The sequence below is a fragment of the Bacillus sp. NPDC094064 genome, assembly GCF_050279585.1.
In the GTDB taxonomy this organism is placed as follows: Bacteria; Bacillota; Bacilli; order Bacillales; family Bacillaceae_G; genus Bacillus_A.
This window is the reverse complement of the sequence record NZ_JBNNUI010000001.1, coordinates 120437-137964: the sequence shown is the minus strand read 5'-3', so window position 1 is coordinate 137964 and position 17528 is coordinate 120437. Positions and strand designations below refer to the sequence as shown.

General features: G+C 33.6%; 20 protein-coding genes and 1 pseudogene. 2 read left to right on the top strand and 19 right to left on the bottom strand.

The genetic code is table 11. The features are described 5' to 3' along the window. Nucleotides 1–287: 287 nt before the first annotated feature. The 13 genes from ACQKNI_RS00725 to ACQKNI_RS00665 all read right to left on the bottom strand — a co-directional run bounded on the left by ACQKNI_RS00725 (nucleotide 288) and on the right by ACQKNI_RS00665 (nucleotide 10195). A complete protein-coding gene (locus tag ACQKNI_RS00725; RefSeq protein WP_098253163.1) occupies nucleotides 288–1607 on the bottom strand; it encodes an aromatic amino acid transport family protein in 1320 nt (439 codons plus the stop codon). 935 nt (nucleotides 1608–2542) lie between these two features. Continuing rightward, entirely contained in the window at nucleotides 2543–3115 is a 573-nt protein-coding gene (locus tag ACQKNI_RS00720; protein ID WP_088229761.1) for a histidine phosphatase family protein, read from the bottom strand. Between the two features lie 101 nt (nucleotides 3116–3216). Then, on the bottom strand, nucleotides 3217–3600 hold the full coding sequence (locus tag ACQKNI_RS00715) for a hypothetical protein (protein ID WP_088229762.1): 384 nt from the start codon (nucleotides 3598–3600) through the stop codon (nucleotides 3217–3219). A 375-nt stretch (nucleotides 3601–3975) separates the two neighbouring features. Next, a complete protein-coding gene (locus ACQKNI_RS00710) occupies nucleotides 3976–4311 on the bottom strand; it encodes an IDEAL domain-containing protein (RefSeq protein WP_088229763.1) in 336 nt (111 codons plus the stop codon). Nucleotides 4312–4432: 121 nt separating this feature from the next. Next, on the bottom strand, nucleotides 4433–4846 hold the full coding sequence (saiR, locus tag ACQKNI_RS00705) for an Rrf2-family transcriptional regulator SaiR (RefSeq protein ID WP_088229764.1): 414 nt from the start codon (nucleotides 4844–4846) through the stop codon (nucleotides 4433–4435). A gap of 193 nt (nucleotides 4847–5039) precedes the next feature. Further along, nucleotides 5040–5174 carry a BA3454 family stress response protein gene (locus ACQKNI_RS00700; RefSeq protein WP_088229765.1) on the bottom strand — a complete coding sequence of 45 codons (135 nt, stop codon included), beginning with the start codon at nucleotides 5172–5174 and terminating at the stop codon, nucleotides 5040–5042. Nucleotides 5175–5222: 48 nt separating this feature from the next. Continuing rightward, complete coding sequence (spxA, locus tag ACQKNI_RS00695) at nucleotides 5223–5618, bottom strand: transcriptional regulator SpxA (protein WP_088229766.1); 396 nt, start codon at nucleotides 5616–5618, stop codon at nucleotides 5223–5225. A gap of 369 nt (nucleotides 5619–5987) precedes the next feature. After that, the gene (locus ACQKNI_RS00690) at nucleotides 5988–6554 is read right to left on the bottom strand and encodes an SGNH/GDSL hydrolase family protein (protein WP_088229767.1); all 567 of its coding nucleotides are present in this window, start codon (nucleotides 6552–6554) and stop codon (nucleotides 5988–5990) included. 16 nt (nucleotides 6555–6570) lie between these two features. Next, entirely contained in the window at nucleotides 6571–7395 is an 825-nt protein-coding gene (locus ACQKNI_RS00685) for an MBL fold metallo-hydrolase (protein ID WP_088229768.1), read from the bottom strand. A 28-nt stretch (nucleotides 7396–7423) separates the two neighbouring features. Further along, on the bottom strand, nucleotides 7424–7981 hold the full coding sequence (locus ACQKNI_RS00680) for a DUF7010 family protein (protein ID WP_088229769.1): 558 nt from the start codon (nucleotides 7979–7981) through the stop codon (nucleotides 7424–7426). A gap of 4 nt (nucleotides 7982–7985) precedes the next feature. Beyond that, nucleotides 7986–8840 carry an aminoglycoside phosphotransferase gene (locus tag ACQKNI_RS00675; protein WP_098883073.1) on the bottom strand — a complete coding sequence of 285 codons (855 nt, stop codon included), beginning with the start codon at nucleotides 8838–8840 and terminating at the stop codon, nucleotides 7986–7988. Nucleotides 8841–8948: 108 nt separating this feature from the next. Beyond that, the gene (locus ACQKNI_RS00670; RefSeq protein ID WP_098356791.1) at nucleotides 8949–9440 is read right to left on the bottom strand and encodes an NUDIX hydrolase; all 492 of its coding nucleotides are present in this window, start codon (nucleotides 9438–9440) and stop codon (nucleotides 8949–8951) included. 5 nt (nucleotides 9441–9445) lie between these two features. Further along, nucleotides 9446–10195, bottom strand: coding sequence for a Nif3-like dinuclear metal center hexameric protein (locus tag ACQKNI_RS00665; RefSeq protein WP_098945793.1), 750 nt, complete (start codon nucleotides 10193–10195; stop codon nucleotides 9446–9448). An 83-nt stretch (nucleotides 10196–10278) separates the two neighbouring features. Between ACQKNI_RS00665 and ACQKNI_RS00660 the strand changes: the two genes are divergently transcribed. Beyond that, nucleotides 10279–10488: a hypothetical protein gene (locus ACQKNI_RS00660; RefSeq protein ID WP_088229773.1), complete on the top strand. Its 210-nt coding sequence runs from the start codon at nucleotides 10279–10281 to the stop codon at nucleotides 10486–10488. Between the two features lie 55 nt (nucleotides 10489–10543). Here the strand turns inward: ACQKNI_RS00660 and ACQKNI_RS00655 are convergent, their stop codons facing one another. The 3 genes from ACQKNI_RS00655 to ACQKNI_RS00645 form a co-directional block, all read right to left on the bottom strand. Further along, complete coding sequence (locus ACQKNI_RS00655) at nucleotides 10544–11248, bottom strand: SDR family NAD(P)-dependent oxidoreductase (protein WP_098883074.1); 705 nt, start codon at nucleotides 11246–11248, stop codon at nucleotides 10544–10546. Further along, a complete protein-coding gene (locus ACQKNI_RS00650; protein WP_098253171.1) occupies nucleotides 11245–11808 on the bottom strand; it encodes a GNAT family N-acetyltransferase in 564 nt (187 codons plus the stop codon). The genes ACQKNI_RS00655 and ACQKNI_RS00650 overlap by 4 nt, the downstream gene beginning before the upstream one ends. Nucleotides 11809–11995: 187 nt before the next feature. Beyond that, the gene (locus ACQKNI_RS00645; protein WP_140417302.1) at nucleotides 11996–12529 is read right to left on the bottom strand and encodes an NAD(P)H-dependent oxidoreductase; all 534 of its coding nucleotides are present in this window, start codon (nucleotides 12527–12529) and stop codon (nucleotides 11996–11998) included. A gap of 124 nt (nucleotides 12530–12653) precedes the next feature. Between ACQKNI_RS00645 and ACQKNI_RS00640 the strand changes: the two genes are divergently transcribed. Beyond that, the gene (locus tag ACQKNI_RS00640) at nucleotides 12654–12977 is read left to right on the top strand and encodes a winged helix-turn-helix transcriptional regulator (RefSeq protein WP_088229777.1); all 324 of its coding nucleotides are present in this window, start codon (nucleotides 12654–12656) and stop codon (nucleotides 12975–12977) included. A gap of 258 nt (nucleotides 12978–13235) precedes the next feature. Here the strand turns inward: ACQKNI_RS00640 and ACQKNI_RS00635 are convergent, their stop codons facing one another. The 3 genes and pseudogenes from ACQKNI_RS00635 to ACQKNI_RS00625 form a co-directional block, all read right to left on the bottom strand. Continuing rightward, nucleotides 13236–13502: an ArsR/SmtB family transcription factor gene (locus ACQKNI_RS00635; RefSeq protein WP_088229778.1), complete on the bottom strand. Its 267-nt coding sequence runs from the start codon at nucleotides 13500–13502 to the stop codon at nucleotides 13236–13238. 253 nt (nucleotides 13503–13755) lie between these two features. After that, nucleotides 13756–17103, bottom strand: coding sequence for a glycosyltransferase (locus tag ACQKNI_RS00630; protein ID WP_088229779.1), 3348 nt, complete (start codon nucleotides 17101–17103; stop codon nucleotides 13756–13758). Between the two features lie 217 nt (nucleotides 17104–17320). Next, nucleotides 17321–17528: pseudogene (locus tag ACQKNI_RS00625) on the bottom strand (hypothetical protein); the annotation flags it as partial.

Here is a 17528-nt window from a genome sequence, read left to right as displayed (position 1 = left end):
TCAATACTTCTGGATCTACTAGCGTAAAGCTTGCTCTCTTCTTACTGGTGCTATTATGAATTATATTTAACGCAACAAAAATGTATGTACTGTAAAGTGCTATCGACACTAAACATTTTGTGTACTTTTATTAATTGGTTTATTAAGAACTTCTTTTAAGTGAATATCATAGAGAAAACATAAAAAAAGGGACAAACTCTCCAACCGGAGAAGTTTGTCCCAAAATCGTTATATCTTATCTATAATCTTCTTCTTTTTTCAGATCACATTAAAATTAACAATAGTGATTAGAATAATGACTTAATACTCGCTAAGACCGTAAGGATACCTATAATAACGACAAATACATTGCTCATTTTCCCTCTGTATTTAGCCAGTACTGGTACTTTACGAATCGCATACATTGGTAATAGACATAAGATGGCAGCAACTAACGGACCGCTAAGAGCATCAATAATTCCAAGAATACTTGGATTTGCATAAGCAACGTACCAGCATGTTAATACGACAAAAGTAAGAACCATTGTCTTAACTGTTTTTTCTTCGATATCTTTTCCGCGTGTTTTACCGAATTTAATAATTACGTCACGCATTACCTCATATGCTCCTATATAATGGCCAAGGAACGATTTTGTTATAGCCACAAAAGCAATGATAGGAGCTGCAATTGTGATTACAGGCGAATTAAGCTCATTAGCAAGATATGAAAGGATTGATAAGTTCTGTTCTTTCGCTATTTTTAGATCCTCTGGAGTCAAACTTAGTGTGCTACTCCAAACAAAGAACATAACAACAACGAATGTCATGATATAACAAACTTTTTGTATTTGCGCACATTTCGCATCAGTGGCTTCGATTCCATACGTAGCTCTCTGCTTCACAACAAATGATGAAATCATAGGTGAATGATTAAATGAGAATACGATGATTGGTAGAATCATCAATATCGTTCCAAAATATCCTGTTCCTGTTGAAGCAGTAGAAACAGCTGAAAAGCTAAGCATTGACGTATTCCACTGTGGAATTAAAGATATTGCAATAAACAGTAGAGAAGCTATGAAAGGATACACTAGCATACTCATTATTTTCACGGTAATATCTTGACCGAAATTTAGTATAGCGATAAGACCAAGCACTAATACAAGAGATAAAATGGCTCTTGGAGGTTCCGGCATGTGCAATTGATGCACGATAAAACTACTTGCAGTATTTGTAAGCGCAACCGAATACATTAATACGATTGTATAAATTGAAACGAAATATACGATGTTAAAAATGATACCTGCTTTATTTCCGAAATACTCTCTAATTGTACCTGTGATCCCCTCATCAGCAGAATTAGAAGCATATATCATTTTAGCAAGCGCCCTATGTGAATAATACATAACTGGGTATGCAAGTAATGTAATGAGTAATAATGATAATAAACCACCTGAACCTGCATTAATTGGTAAGAAGAGCACCCCTGCTCCAATTGCAGTTCCAAATAGACTGAGTGCCCAAGTAGTATCCTGCTTATGCCACTTTTTTGGATCTAGATAGTTCTCATTTTTGATTGCGGTATTTTCAGCTTGAACTTCTATTTTTTTTGCAGTATTCCCGTTCATATAATAAATCCCCCTTATCTCCTATTCTTACGTCTCTCTTTATCGCTAACGAATATTTTCCTTTTGAAAAAATGAATGACTTACAAGTTGCCCCACATGTATGTCCTTCATCAAAATGAATCCAAATTGAAACATTCGCTAGTCGGCCTCATTATATAATTGTTAGCGTTCACAAAATAGTTTACTCATAATACTGACCTTTTATATAAAGACCCGCTAAGAGAACAATATAGAATAGATTTCCTAAATGCGTTACAACGTTTCTACTAACTGTTTATTACCTTAATGGTTTCTCTCTTTTTACTTTTAACAGTAATTTCAGATAAACCGGCCTCTCTTAATTTGTGAGGCATTTGTCTCTCGACTCTGTGCATTACTTTAATAACTTCGTCAGCATAAATGCTATTGCTTACACAAGCCACTAAAGCATTTTAAATACCTTTCGCCTCTAATCACACACCTTTCTTACTAGTAATTGCATTTTTTGTATTTTCTCCAGAGATAATAAATTTTTCTCTCGACGCCCTCATTATAACGTGTATATTTATAAAATTAATATTTTTATATTTTCAGAAATATTTAACGGCCATAATTTTACATGGATAATATTTTACAGTTAGTATGTAGCAATTATTTCAAGTGTTTAAAGTTGGATTAGTTAGTAAAAAAATACAATAACACATTACCTATCAAGGTTACTCATTATAAAGATATTTATATCCCTCTTTTATTATAAAATCTTTTTTAGACACAAAAGATATTCTAATAAACAATTAATATGACTAAAAAGAAATATATTCAAACGTACACAAACCAAATTTTAGGATATATATTATTGATATTGAATTCATATACACTTTTCAAAAAAATATAATAAGCTGCCCATATGGACAGCTTATTTGCATAATTATGGAGAGTGAACATTATATAAATCATTAAGACAAGTGAGTAATTTGATTATATGTATGTATGTTCCATTGATTTTCTTCGTAATAAATATGACTTATACAGGCATTTCTTAGTACAGTTTTTCCAGAGCCAATTTCCCCTTTTGACAAGTAAGCAAGGATGGCATTTATAACAGCTCCATGTGCTACAACAATTATATTTCTATCTTTATGACATCGTTGAATTTTTTCTAGCCCATTTATTATACGTTGAGTAAAGATTTCTTTCTCTTCTTGGTCTTCATACTTTCGATTAGGATAAAGTTTTGTACGTTCTTCCACAGTTAATCCTGAAGCTTTACCGAAATCTCTTTCCACAAACTCTTTCATTTCGATCTCAATCGATGTTTTAGTATATACATTTATAATCCTTGCTGTTTCTTTTGCCCTTTTTAAAGGACTGCTAATAATAACATCCCAATCTTTTTTACTTAAATGTAGACCGCAATCATTAGCCTGCTTTTTGCCTTTTTCATTTAATGGTATATCTTCTCTTCCTTGCAGTCTCCCCACAGAATTCCAATCCGTTTCACCGTGTCTTACTAAATATATAACGGTCATGTGTAAGACCTCCTAATTTCCCTAATTAATCTATTTTATCATCTATACATTTATCGAAGGTATAGATTTTCAACTTACATATCTTTGTTATCGACAATTAATTAGATACGTCTTATAAAATAGAAAACTATGGAAGACAAAGTAATTGGAAGACTAAATTTAATAAAATCCATTATAGAGTAAGATACATATCCTCCTAATAACCCGATACCCATTAAATATGCATAAGAAAAACCTAATACTATAAACAGCGGAATTCCAATATTTAATTTGTAACTTCTTTTTACTTTCCTATAAAAGAATTCTCCTAATAGACTACCTATAAGTACAGGTATACTGCCGTACATAATGTAAAGCAGAGCCATCGACCAGGGAGAACCCCATCCTTCCATCCCTTCTGGGTCATTTATTATAAATTGCAAGCTAGATGTAAATATAGAAAAAAACAGGAGACATACTAAATAACTAACTATAAATTTTTTCATTTCTCCCTCCTTCATACAATTCATACTACTGTCTTGATTGTACGACAATTACCATAAATAAAGAAATATACATATCTTATTCATGTAAAGTTAACATATCACCTCATTATAAACAGTTGGATATCATCAGTAATCATTCTATACCGAGGGAATTATCTCATTTTTTGATATAAAAAAGATGCAAGATTTTATACATTTTGGTGTTCTCGTTTGTTACTAGATCTGTATAAAATCCTGCATGCTCTTAACTTAAACTTATAAATCATATTATTACGCTTCTTCCCGATTCCCTAATGTAATGGGCCTTTTAAAATTAAAGAATTGATTGTATTACAGCTAAAGATTCTGAAAGAAATTATATTTATTATAAATTTTTTAAAATCCCCCACTAACTAGCTCTTTTATCGAGTTTAATTTTGAAGAAAGCTCGATAAACCACTCTTCATCTCCTGTTAATAATGCGAGGTCTATAAGATAAAGGATTTGCTCCTTATTGATTGCTTTTGATTCAGGGAGTTTCGTAACGTGTTTACTAAGAAGTAAAATTGCTTCATTTTTTGTGTACTTGTTGTCACGTTTCACAATAATAACTGTAACTACACCTTCTACGTCATCAAGTGATGCAATGTAACCAAGTATGAATTCACCTTCATTTGATATTCCACGAACCCAATCTCCAACTTTTAAAACATGGTTATTATTTGACATCATACTTTTCACCTTCTTACAATTTATTTTTTCGTGACGATAAACAAAATATAAAAACTAAACTGTATTATTTTTCATTACATTTAAATGTTAAGAGCTCACGGCTATATAACAATTCAGCCACTTAACGTTCTGGATTGATAAGATCAACAACTTCTTTCATTGTATAATTCTTTAAATATTCACCTAGATGTTCTTCAGCACCTAAGAAAATAGTGAAAAGAACTTTTCTCATATTCGAACCTACAATACACTGACCATTTGATTCAGGACACTTAGGCTGCAAAGCACCTTCTGAAGTTATTTGATAAATATGCCAAAGATTAACTTCACTTAAATTGCGAGCAAAAATAAATCCTCCGCCAGTCCCCTCTTTTGATTGTATAAACTTATGTTTTTTCAACAAACTTAGCACTTTGCGAATACGTACTGGATGAACACCCGCACTCTCTGAAATAGCAGTACTTGTTGACATCCGGTCTGATTGTAAAGCTAAATAAGTTAAACTGTGAATGGCCAAGGTAAAGTCGCTGTTCATTGTTTTCCTCCTACGATAAAAAAATATGATTTCTCGCTACTTCACATACTGTAGCCATAAATATTACAGATAGGTTAGTCGAACGTTAAAATATATATAAATAATTCTTGCTATAAAAATAAATCCCTTTATATTCTATCCGAACTCCCCTATATCTCATCACTTCATTTAGCTTTTTAAGTTAAAAATACATTTAAACACTCCACTGTTTCTTAACTTGTTCTTCTGCCAACTGTTTAATTTTTGTCCAGATCGTATCTTTACTCACAATAACATTTGTTTGATAATTTCTATTGTTATAATTGACTGTAACTAATACTTCAATCATCTCCTGTTTCCTCCTTTCAAAAAAATTCCCCTTAAAAAATATTACTTATTAATTAGCCATTTTTTGCAATTCAATATTCAAAACTGTTCGAACGCTACGCGGTAAAAATTTACGAATTTCTTCCTCATTAAAACCAATTTGTAATCTTTTTTCGTCCAACATAATTGGACGACGCAACATTTGAGGATACTCAATTATTAACTTATAAAATTCATTAAGCGAAAGCGCCTCGATATTTATATTTAACTCTTGAAAAGTTTTAGATCTAGTTGAAATAATTTCAGTAGCCCCCTCTTCAGTTAAACGAAGAATGGATTTAAGTTCATCGACTGTAAGAGAATTGGCTACGATATTTTTTTCGGTATAATCAATTTGATGCTCTTCAAGCCATGCTTTTGCTTTTCGGCATGAACTACAGCTTGCTGTCGTATATAGAATCACCATATTTTACACACTCCTTTACTGTTTTTCATCAAATGTACAATTCATTTACATATGTGTTATTGAAATGTATTAAAAAAAATTACAGTTTAGAATCAAATACACGTAATGTTATTTATTCGAGAATATTTAAGTTATCTTAGACTATTCGTTTCTTTTAAAAATGCTACTTCTATAAAATTATCGGCACTTCATTTTCCAAACGATGAAAATTCACTTCCAAAAATCATACTGTAAATTTAAACTTTACAGTTCTATTAATCAACCGGTAAATGCTGGATGGATTCCCTCGTGGACATAAATAAATAGCTTGAGACAATTACTTGCCAAAGCTACATGGAACAAAAAAGCAAAGCGCCCACGCTTTGCTTTTTACAGAATCCCTTTTAACTTTTCACCCATTAGCCCCGCTAAATACTCATAACCCACTTGCCCAAAGTGTAATCCATCCTTCTCTTCATCTTCTACAAACCTCTTATAATCCTTTTCTTGAATCATTTCAGCATACAAATTTAGAAAATGACTTCCTGTTTCTTTCGCCACTTCCTCTACCACGTCTGCATACTGACCGAGCACTTTATTCGTTCTATAATGCTGCCTTTCTTCATCAACTGGTGCAGGACTAATAATCAATACTTTATGTGATGAAATCTGGTTCACAATTTTCTCTAAGTTTTCTTTATAAATTTGTAATGGTACTTGAGCAAAAGAAACGGCATCGTTCGTACCAAGAAAAACTATTACAAATTCCGGTTCATATGACAATACATCCTCTTCAATCCTATTTAGCGCATCGAATGTATTATCACCTGGAACACCTGCATTCACTACTTTCCATTTCGGAAACATCTCTTGCAAACGCGGTGTTAACCTCGGCGTTCCATCAAAAAACGTTTCATCAGCTGTAATACTATCTCCAAAACATACTAACGTTTTCATGAAGCTAACTCTCCTTTTACGTATGAAACAACTTTCCTTCTACCGCCTTCATATATCTTTCAGCAGACCGTTCCACTGCCTCATTTGCATTTTCTTTTACTACCCGATGAAAAGCGTTGTATAAACGATTAAACTGTAACGGCTTCACTCGATTCGCCATTTCCTCCACTTTTCTCGCTGGTAATGGAATTAAGTTCGGATAGCTGTACATAAAGCTTACCCACTGCTCATCCGCTACAACTTGAATAATATCACCAGTTAATAAAATTCCTTTTCCATCATTTCCTTCTTCCCAATGTAACACAGATCCCCCTTTAAAATGTCCTCCTAAACGATGAATAACTAAGCCATCGGCCAATTGTAAACTCTCCCCAGACCAATAAATTATGCGACTACTCGGGCGCATCACCCACTCTTTATCGTCTTCATGTATATAAATTGGTACATCAAACGTTTCTGCCCACTCTACTTGCGTTGAATAATAATGAGGATGAGATAGTGCAATCGCATCTAACCCGCCCCCCTCTTTTATCTTCTCAATTGTCATTTCATCTAAATAAGTAATACAGTCCCATAATAAACGATATGACTCTGTTTTCACTACAAATGCCGTTTGACCGATCGCAAACCCTGGTTTTGTCGTAATACTATAAAGCCCGTTTTCCTCTTCGATTATTTCATTTTTGTATGTATCACTCGTTTGTAAGCTTTCTAGTGTCGTCCAAGATTGTCCTTTTGGATTAACATATTGCCTTTCTTCATCACAAATATGACAACTCACCGGTTCTTCTACACTCGCCGCATACTGTACGCCACACGTTGTACAAACGTAATTTTTCATAATCATTTCCCCTATCCCTATATTTTTATTAAGCTGATTTTTGTTGATAATGATCTGCTTTTTTATTTTCAATTAATAAACTTATAAAAGTAAGTAAATAAACAGCTGTAACCGATAATGGAATTACAGTAAATCCTTTTTCCGCAAAAAGAATCCCGCAAACTGACGTTACGAATACAGTCCCTACTGACAATAAACCATAACTTTTACTTTCATAAATCCATACGTACGGGATAAAATGAACACCTATTAACATTGCTACTACAAAAGGTAACCATTCTGGAAATTGAAAATAGGCAAGTAATACAAGCGGAATATTTAATACATTTATCCCACCAATTAATCCTGCTAAAATCCCTAACGGATTTCCTTTCGCAAACATGTCAATTTTCAATATAGCAGCTATCATTAAGCCGAAAGGAAACACACATCCCATACCGATTAAATATACCCACACCACTTGTTTTTCTGGAAGAACAAAGCCCGTTATACTCATAACTATCCAAAATAAAACGCCAGCTAATATAATTGGTAAGCCTCTCTTCGTTTTTATTGCTAAATCCTTTTTCGCTTCTGCAACATTCATCTCACTATCCCCCCAAAGTCGGCTCAATTTCGGCCATCCAATAACGCCAAGCTACTAAATAATCTTCTAAATCTTTCGGATGGTGTCTTACACATGTATCTATACGCAAATATAATCCTATGACTATTTCTTCATGTAAATTACAGTCTTTTTTATGAAATACACACTGTTTCATCGCATAATTAATTGTTTCTTTTGTCAAATCTTCCGGGGTTGAACAGAACGCATAAATTAAATCGTATATAGGATCTCCCAGGACTGGTAACGGGTCAATTACACCATATAGCTTATTCTCCCTGAATATAAAGTTATGAAATCCAAAATCACCATGCAATAAAAATGGCTGATTTATTCCAGTTCCCCTATTCGGACTATTTGCTAGTTTAAGAACCGTTTCATACTCTTCATCACTTATATACCGTCTTACATTTCCATAAGCCTCCATCACATTTTTCGTTAAAAATTCATTCCAACATTGAACCGGACTTTCTTTCCACCCCCACCCCTCTGCCCCTGGAACAATTTTGTACTTATTGATAACTTCTTTTACAAGTGTACGTAGTGCACTTCGTTTATGTCCTCGTTCGCAAGACGTACTCCCTTCAAGGAAAGAATACACAATATATGTATGTAAAGGGTCCTTATACAAAAGCTTTGAAAACAAAGTATTCCCCTCATAAAATGAGAAAAAATTAGCTTCTTCACGCATCACTTCCGATTCATTCAGCTTTACTACATATTTTTCGTCCAACAAATATACTGTACTTGTCGTTCCTCCATTCAACGCTTTTATACTATTTGGATAATGTGAAATAACTTTCTCATTAACTAGTTGTTCAGCTATTATTGAAATTTCCATTTCTCCACTCCCGATTCCGAATATTCCTTCAATTCAAAAGACAACTTTACTATTTGATAAAAATAAGGAGAATCCTCTCGGGACATCTTAATGTAACAAAAAACAATATTATTTTATTGCAGCGGCTTCCTTCAATATTTCTTCATAGAATTCATTCCATTTATGATAATGCGACGCAATTTCTTCTACGTTAACAAACATCCTGTTATCAGATTCATACTCCCCATCAAACTCATGTATTTCATTAATCTCCATCCGGTAGAATGGCTGATATCCCACTTTCGGATACGGACTATTTTCATTCCAATTAGGATTATCACTATGATCAACGATAATATATCCAAATAAAGCACATTCTCCTTTTACATACCCTTCTTCCCATGCTTCTCTTTTAAAACATTCTTCTGGTAGTTCTCCTTCTTCTATATGCCCACCAGGAAAGTCCCAACCACGCTGTTCATGGTTTATTAGTAAAACCTTATTTTTATGAAAACAAAAACCGTGAACACTCGTGATCCTTTCGTATTCTGGCAATATACAATCTTTTTTCCATGTTAACTTCACTTTTGATTCCCCATAATTTGCGTATATAGTTACCATTTCCCTCACTCCAAATGATCTTCATTTAATCTAGTAATTTCTATTGATTTATCTATTCCCTTTAACTTACGAGCCAAGCTCTCCACACCAAACACCTCTGTAAACGTATGACTACCTACAATTAAGTTAATGCCTTTAAATTTCGCATGTTGCACCGTATATAATGTTTTTTCTCCTGTTATGTACGTATCACAACCTTTTTCTAACGCTCGCTCAATCAAATTTGTATTGTTTCCTGCACCAGTTAAAATCGCAATTCGTTTTACTGGTTTATCATGATTCCTCCAGCTCTTCACTTTCTCTTCCATTCTTTCTTCCAGTTTTCCAACTAAGTTTGAAAAGGGAATCGCTTCTTCAAACTCACCTATTCCAGGTAATTCCTCTTCCTCATACGTAGAGTATTCTAAAATTGTATCTATCCCAATTTCATGAAATAGCGACGTACACGTTCCAAATTCCACAAAATCTAACGGCAAATGAATCCAAAAATGATTCATTTCGTATTGTTTTAATTTCTCAATACAAGCCTCTTCCATACCAAATAAAAAACTCCAAGGTGCATGATGTGTAACGATCATATCGACTCCATTTCGATACGCTTCTTCAATCGTTTCTAACGTTACATTTGTTGTGTAACCTATTTTGTGAAATTCTTCTTTACTAATATGAGTAAAACCATATTCGTCATCACCGTATTTATGAAGATGCTCTTCAAAAAGTGATGTAATATGCTCTTTAAACTGCTTTATATTCATTTTTATTTCTCCCTTCTTTCACTTTTATATTTCAAAAATAAGGAAATACTAATAACGACGTTACATACATATAGGAGGACAATATGAAGCCTGAATTTTTAAAAGCTATACATGATGCCATTGGAAATGTCGAACACATTCATATAGAAGAAAGCGGTTCAGATAGTTTACTTATTCACCATGATGATGCACAGCAATTAAAACACGTTGCTGAAACGTTAGAAAATCATAATTTCCGCTCCGCTTTACGAACAACGGGAGATGCTTCGTATATTGAAGTATTGAACAGATAATGAAGGCCCTGCTATGTGCTGGGCTTTATTCTTTTATATTGAAATTTCAAACTTCTCACCACTTCAGCTCCCCTACACCCGGCTCAATAAACCTTCCTGAATTTCCCTCATTTAACTCTATTACCCACTCATATATATTTTGGGCACCTTCAGCCGGAGTCAAATTCGCATCAAAAGCACCAATTTCAGTCTTTAGTTTTCCAGGGTGAATTGCAGTTACACCAATTCCTTTATTCTCAAGCTCTTGCTGTAAGCAGAGTGTCAACATATTTTGTGCAGCCTTAGCAATTCTATAAGAATATGAAAACTGCCCTTGCGGAAACTCTTTGTTCGCCATCTTATGCAATGAACCTAATCGAGAGGACACATTTATTATTCTCGGATGATCCGATTTAGCTAAAGCTACATATGTACCTTTTACAGCTCGAATTACACCTAAGCAATGAATATTAAATAAGTCCGCTAACTCTTCTGAATTCGTATGTAAAATCTCAGTTTCCTTTCCAGGTATCCCAGCGTTATTTATAACTAAGTCAATATACTCTGTATGTTCCGCGAGCTGATCCTTAATTTGCGTGGTACTCTCATCAGACGATAAATCTGCTAATATAGGAAAACATCTACAACTAAACGTTTGCTGTAATTGCGTTACCGCAACCCCAGTTCTAACTAACGGATAAACGATATGCCCATTTTCATGAAATATTTTTACTAACTGCAGTCCTAACCCTCGGTTTCCTCCTGTAATAAACACTCTCATACATTCATCTCCTTATTCTGGTAATAAATAAGAAAATCCACCCACTTACCATTTTCTAAAGAAAACGCCTCTCTCTTACCTTCAAAAGAAAACCCCGATCTCTCTGCCAAACGAACGGATGGCTCATTATCAACATGTATATGTAATTCGATTCTATGAAATTGAAGACTATTAAAAAACAACGGTAACGCCGATTTTACACTTTCAATCCCGTATCCATTTTTCCAATATTGATTATGAATTGAATATCCCATCATCGCCCATTGATAATCCATACGCAAAATTTTTATAAGCTCTAACTTTCCAATATTGGCCCCATCTTCTTTTCTGAAAATGCCTAATACATACATCTCATCTCGATGTGCCGCTTCATCAAAACCTCTTATCCATTCCGTAAACCATTCTTTTGTTGAAGACGGCATAGCTTGATAGCCATCATCATATTTATACTGAGATGTAAGCCTCTTATTAAAACCATCTAACCAACTTTCATAATCCTCTTTTTGAAACGGACGAATCATGAGTCTTTTTGTCTCTATTTCTAATAACGGCAGCTTCATTTACATCTCTTCCCTTATTAGTTAATTGAATATTCTATATCATCTTACACAATATAAATTATATAGTAAAACATTAACCTTTCCATTATTAACAAGTATTCCTCCAAAGTTATCATCTGGTATACTAAATGAAAAAAATGTAATTTTAATACATAAAAAAAGTATCCCTTCTCAGGGATACTTCTCTTTATATATTCGAATACTCCTTATTCATCACATAGCGCACATACTCAGGTGCGCTTTTATCAATCTCTTCATCGCTCAGTTTATATTCTGCACCGTATAAATAAAATGAAGGTATAAATTTCATATCTGTATATAAGCACGTAGCTTGAAATGGTTTCGTTAATTCATCCATTGTGATTCCGCTATTTTCATAGTCTTTTTCTAATCCACCTATCGAAATAGCTACACCAAATTCTTTCCCCTTCACTTTATCCCCTTTTGATCCGTAAGCAAATCCATATGTTAATACATCATCGAACCATTTTTTTAATAATGGTGGTGAGCTATACCAGTAAAGCGGAAATTGGAATATATATCTGTCATGTTCTACTAACAGCTTTTGCTCTTCTTCAATATTAAACTCCCAATTTGGTGCCGCTTTATATAATTCATGCACCGCAATTTCATCCGAATATTTCTCAAGTTCTTCTATCCATCTTTTATTAATTTTTGATTTTTCAATTTCAGGGTGTGCTACAATTACAAGTGTTCTCATCATTTTCCATCCCCTTTGTAAATTATTCAATCCTTTACGTATGAGTATGTATGAGTTACATATAATTGAAAAGTACGTACTTTCAAGTGCTTTAGGAACCTTGAAGTACCTGTGGAGGTGTTATATGAATCAAAATGATGATTGCCCAATTGCAACGACACTCGAAGTAATTGGTGGAAAATGGAAAGTTCATGTTTTATGTGTTTTGGCAGATGGAAAAATGCGAACAAATGAAATCAAGCGAGAAATTCCAAACATTACCCAAAAAGTTCTCACACAACAACTTCGGCAACTTGAAGCTGATGGGATTATCCATCGTACTGTATATCAAGAAGTACCACCAAAGGTTGAATACACAATAAGTGAACATGGAAAATCTTTAATACAAATTATGGATGAATTATTTGCATGGGGAAAAGATCATCAAATCAAAAGATTACATGACTAAAAAAACTACCAACTTCTTTACATACTAGTGGGAACGGCACATCACTATCAAGCTAACAAAAAGACCCTAATAAGAAAACTGTCATTTTTATAGTCCATTTAAACTTTAGCTTGATAGTGATACGGCAAGACCCAAATAAAGAAATATATTAAACAAATTAAAAACAACAACGCATACGACTACTGTTAATAAGAAAATTATAGGCGCTGAATTGCTTTCGTACCCTCTTCTTAATTTTAAATTCTAAACAGTCACCCTTTAACCCAAACTTAATAATATCGCTTTTGTGCGACTATCCGTTACTTCATAATAAATTTCTAATCCTTTTCGAGTACCTGTAACAACTTTCGTAGCTTTTAGTTTGGATAAATGTTGACTAATTGTACTTTGAGGCATTCCTAATGTTTCATACATTGTTGTTACGTTAATTGGTCCTTTTGTAATCATTATTTTTACTAAAGATAAACGGACAGGATGCGCCAATACCTTTAATACCTCAGTGATTTCTTCATACATTTCTTTCATATGTTTTCTCCCCTTTTATATAAATATTAATGATATTCATATATATAATTCGAAAGGATATAAGATTTTGTGTCCGTCATAAAAAAAATATTTTTAAAAACTTTAGTCCGAAACTAAAGGAGTGTCTTAACATAATATCTCACTATCAGTAATGAATAGAAATTTCGTTATGGAAACAGAATGTTTTATATTACATCTACTCTAGATTCAACTTAATAAAACCAATGAAAAAGAGAGCAGGTAACCTGCCCTCTTATGATGCCTCCTTATGTTCCGAGGAATGCTTAACACTCCCCATTCTCTTTAATTTATTCCATCCTACCGCTACTCCTCGAATAGATGAGAATATAGATTTAATGACAACATAAGTCATAAATTGACGATAAATAAAGCGTTGTAAAATTAACCACACTAACGGTTTAGGGTCCTCTTTCTCTAATTTAAATGCAAACAGAGACGCCAGAAGATCCAATAAAAAGAATACAAAATAAAATCCTAAAACTTTTAGCGGATTGCTACCAAATAGCCCCATAATCATTAATATATCTGCTAAAGGAGCAATGAATTGTAGAACATATTGGAATAACCACATATTAGGCAATGCAATAAATCCTAACGTTTTATGTTTCGCATGAAACAATGCTTTTCGATGTTTCCAAAGACATTGGAGTGTACCATATGACCAACGATATCGCTGTTTAATGAGACTTTTCACATCTTCAGGTGATTCCGTAAAAGCATAAGCCTTTTCTTCATATACAATTCTATGTCCTTGACGTAAAAATGTAATAGTAAGATCCGTATCTTCTGCTAATGTATCTTCGCTTAAATAGCCACATTCAACTACATTCTTTTTACGCCATGCCCCAATAGCTCCTGGAACTACTGTAATACAATTTAACTCATCAAAAGCTCTACGTTCTAAATTAAACCCTGTAATATACTCAACATGTTGCCAAGTAGTTAAAAAGTTTCGCCTATTCCCCACTTTGACATTACCTGAAACTGCTGCTACATTCTGATCTTCAAAGTGTCTAACCATTAGAGAAATAGCGTCTTGCGCAATAATAGTATCCGCATCTAAAGTGACAATGATCTCTCCTCGAGATTGTTGAAACCCTAAGTTCATTGCCGATGATTTCCCGCCGTTTTCTTTCTGAATTAAACGAACTTTAGGGTGTTTATAAAATGTTTCTTGCATTACTTTTGACGTATCATCTGTCGATCCGTCATCCACAACAATAACTTCAAACTCTCTATAATTGCTATCCAAAATTGAGCGAATTGTCTTGGCTATAACCTTTTCTTCATTATATGCTGCTATGACAACACTAACAAAAGGTTGATAGGACGAATTAATAGAGCGAGATAGCGTTTTTCTTTTCTGCTTCCATGCAAAATAAATTAAGAATAAGAATCGAAAAATACCTAATCCAATAGCAATATAAAAAATAATTGTTAATATATGTTTAAAGTATCCCGCTCCTGAAAATACAGCTTTATTGTAAAGTACATATTGCTTCCCCTCAGAAGAAACAGGAGGCATAATTTCATCTCGTTCTTTATTCATTAAATCAGAAATTGTTACAAAACTATATCCATGCTTTTTAAGTTCTTTAATAATGATTGGCAGCGCCTCTACTGTATGGGTACGATTCCCTCCCGCATCATGGAGAAGAATAATATTTCCCTCTCCCTTATAAACGGGATTAAGAGCACGCTTTACTAATTCATTTGTTGATGGTGTTGCCCAGTCCTCAGGATCAACTTTTTCTGCTACCATTGTATAGTTCATATTTTGTGCACGTAAAATAGGCAATATTTCATTTGATGAATCCGGGTTAGCATCCGCTTCATATGGTGGCCTAAATAAAACCGTAGAATGTCCAGTTATTTCTTGAATCAAACGTTGCGTCGTATTAAGCTCTACTTTTGTTCGTAGTAAAGACGTATCAGCGACGTTAGGATGCTTGAAAGTATGATTACCAATTTCATGCCCTTCATCGTATATTCTTTTCACAATACTAGAATTTAGTTGCGCGTTTTCACCCAGTACAAAAAAAGCAGCTTTTATTTGATTCTCTTTTAATATATCTAAAATTTCCGGCGTATATTTCGGATCTGGTCCATCATCAAATGTTAACACTACTTGTTTCCCATTTGGTTTTCCATATCGTTGCACTTCGTATGCAGACGATAAGGATTGATATACTTCATCTGAAAGATAACCATCTTTCCCCACCTTAAAATCTCTCAATCCATTTTGTCTTTCATTCTCAATCTGTAAAATTTCACCTTCTCCAGAATAATTCACTTCATCTAAACTAGTAATTTTATGTAATACATTAGGATTTTTTTGTATCTCAATAGGATTTTTTAAAACTTTCCATATTGCAGGATCTTCTGCTCCTAGTCTCCATAATGCAAATCCCTTTGCATTGTTGTCCATTGCGACTTTCACTTGATTATAGAGAGTGATACCATCTAAGAACCAAGCAATATGTTCTTTCTCTCCTGTTTTATATCTAAAATAAGGATTTCCACTAATCTTATCCCATTGAATTTTCATATTTGAATCATGAGCCATTGTCATAACTTCTGAAAAAGTTAAAGACTTCGCATGTTCTTTACTATTTACTTCCCAATCATATCCATAGTTACCGAAAGCAACTATAAGTTTATTAGACGGAATATTCAGTTCTTTCAATGTGTGTTGAAACCATTTATTTGAAGCAATCGGTCCTGGTTCCCCCGCTCCATAGTGCTCATCGTACATCATTACAATCATTCGATCTATTACTTTTGCTAATGCACTATAATCAAAAGCCTTATCATTAGCTGGAACATCTTGTGTAACGAGCAAATCATGTTTATGAAAGACCGTAGTAAGTTCTTTCATAAAATTTGTTAAGTTTTCTCTATCACTTTCAGGTACGGCCTCAAAGTCAATATTAATACCTGAAAACTGATTCTTTTCAACTTGGTTTACTAAATCATTAATAAACTTTGTCTTCGCATCATTCGCAGAATTCAGTAACTTATGGATAAGCTCACTATCAGGTCCAGAAGCTTCTTCTGTATAGTTAGTAAGTAACGGCATAATTTTCACATGATTTTTTTTCGCTAGTTTTACAATCTCAGGTTTTATCTCACTTTTAATCGTTAAATCTGCTTTTAAATGATACCATTCTGGTACTAACGTGGTTAATGAATCGATATTTTCCTTTAAAGACGCTGTACTATTTTCATCCCAATTTACATAAAAACCATACACTTCTTTAGCTTGTTTACTATCGTTCGTCGAATTCACCAAATTTTTATTATCCTTCATTTCGGTATTTAGTTTGAATTCTTCCTTCTTTAACTGCTGGTCACTAAGCTTTTGATTAATTGGTACAAGTTTAGTATCTTGTTTTACAGTAGGATTCATATTTGGAATTTCTGGTGTTGAAAAAATACTTTGAAAGAAAAAATAAAATACAATACTTACGCTAACTATTGAGATACATAGAAACCAGCTAAAAGCTATGTTTCTCCTCCCTTTAGGATCATAAAAAACAGGTTTTGATTTATCTTTCTCTTGTTGAATGTTTTTCTCCATTATATTTTTCACATACTCCTTTTTCCTTATTTTAAGTACAAGTGCAAACTATATTAATAGGAATTTCATGTTAGCTTTGAGATCAAATGACTACTCCAAATAACTTACGAATGCATGCAATCCCACTTTGGACAGATTTCACCCTTTAGTGAGGTTGCTACATGCTACACGAAATGATTTCAACCCTAACATGAAACGAATTCCCATCTTAAATTTTCTATGAATTCTTCTTTTCATTCCCTTGATGTTGTTCGGCAGGAACGTTTTTCTCCTCATTTTTCAGCCCATTATTACCGCTATTTTCTTGTTGAGACCCTCTGCCGTTGTTTTCTTGCTGATGGCCACTATTCCCCTGAGACCCTCTGCCGTTGTTTTCTTGCTGATTCCCATTATTCCCTTGAGACCCTCTGCCGTTGTTCTCTTGC

Coding starts and splice junctions, on each gene's coding strand:
- ACQKNI_RS00725 (WP_098253163.1), bottom strand. CDS start 1,607: ATGAACGGGAATACTGCAAAAAAAATAGAAGTTCAAGCTGAAAATACC.
- ACQKNI_RS00720 (WP_088229761.1), bottom strand. CDS start 3,115: ATGACCGTTATATATTTAGTAAGACACGGTGAAACGGATTGGAATTCT.
- ACQKNI_RS00715 (WP_088229762.1), bottom strand. CDS start 3,600: ATGAAAAAATTTATAGTTAGTTATTTAGTATGTCTCCTGTTTTTTTCT.
- ACQKNI_RS00710 (WP_088229763.1), bottom strand. CDS start 4,311: ATGATGTCAAATAATAACCATGTTTTAAAAGTTGGAGATTGGGTTCGT.
- saiR (WP_088229764.1), bottom strand. CDS start 4,846: ATGAACAGCGACTTTACCTTGGCCATTCACAGTTTAACTTATTTAGCT.
- ACQKNI_RS00700 (WP_088229765.1), bottom strand. CDS start 5,174: ATGATTGAAGTATTAGTTACAGTCAATTATAACAATAGAAATTATCAA.
- spxA (WP_088229766.1), bottom strand. CDS start 5,618: ATGGTGATTCTATATACGACAGCAAGCTGTAGTTCATGCCGAAAAGCA.
- ACQKNI_RS00690 (WP_088229767.1), bottom strand. CDS start 6,554: ATGAAAACGTTAGTATGTTTTGGAGATAGTATTACAGCTGATGAAACG.
- ACQKNI_RS00685 (WP_088229768.1), bottom strand. CDS start 7,395: ATGAAAAATTACGTTTGTACAACGTGTGGCGTACAGTATGCGGCGAGT.
- ACQKNI_RS00680 (WP_088229769.1), bottom strand. CDS start 7,981: ATGAATGTTGCAGAAGCGAAAAAGGATTTAGCAATAAAAACGAAGAGA.
- ACQKNI_RS00675 (WP_098883073.1), bottom strand. CDS start 8,840: ATGGAAATTTCAATAATAGCTGAACAACTAGTTAATGAGAAAGTTATT.
- ACQKNI_RS00670 (WP_098356791.1), bottom strand. CDS start 9,440: ATGGTAACTATATACGCAAATTATGGGGAATCAAAAGTGAAGTTAACA.
- ACQKNI_RS00665 (WP_098945793.1), bottom strand. CDS start 10,195: ATGAATATAAAGCAGTTTAAAGAGCATATTACATCACTTTTTGAAGAG.
- ACQKNI_RS00660 (WP_088229773.1), top strand. CDS start 10,279: ATGAAGCCTGAATTTTTAAAAGCTATACATGATGCCATTGGAAATGTC.
- ACQKNI_RS00655 (WP_098883074.1), bottom strand. CDS start 11,248: ATGAGAGTGTTTATTACAGGAGGAAACCGAGGGTTAGGACTGCAGTTA.
- ACQKNI_RS00650 (WP_098253171.1), bottom strand. CDS start 11,808: ATGAAGCTGCCGTTATTAGAAATAGAGACAAAAAGACTCATGATTCGT.
- ACQKNI_RS00645 (WP_140417302.1), bottom strand. CDS start 12,529: ATGAGAACACTTGTAATTGTAGCACACCCTGAAATTGAAAAATCAAAA.
- ACQKNI_RS00640 (WP_088229777.1), top strand. CDS start 12,654: ATGAATCAAAATGATGATTGCCCAATTGCAACGACACTCGAAGTAATT.
- ACQKNI_RS00635 (WP_088229778.1), bottom strand. CDS start 13,502: ATGAAAGAAATGTATGAAGAAATCACTGAGGTATTAAAGGTATTGGCG.
- ACQKNI_RS00630 (WP_088229779.1), bottom strand. CDS start 17,103: ATGGAGAAAAACATTCAACAAGAGAAAGATAAATCAAAACCTGTTTTT.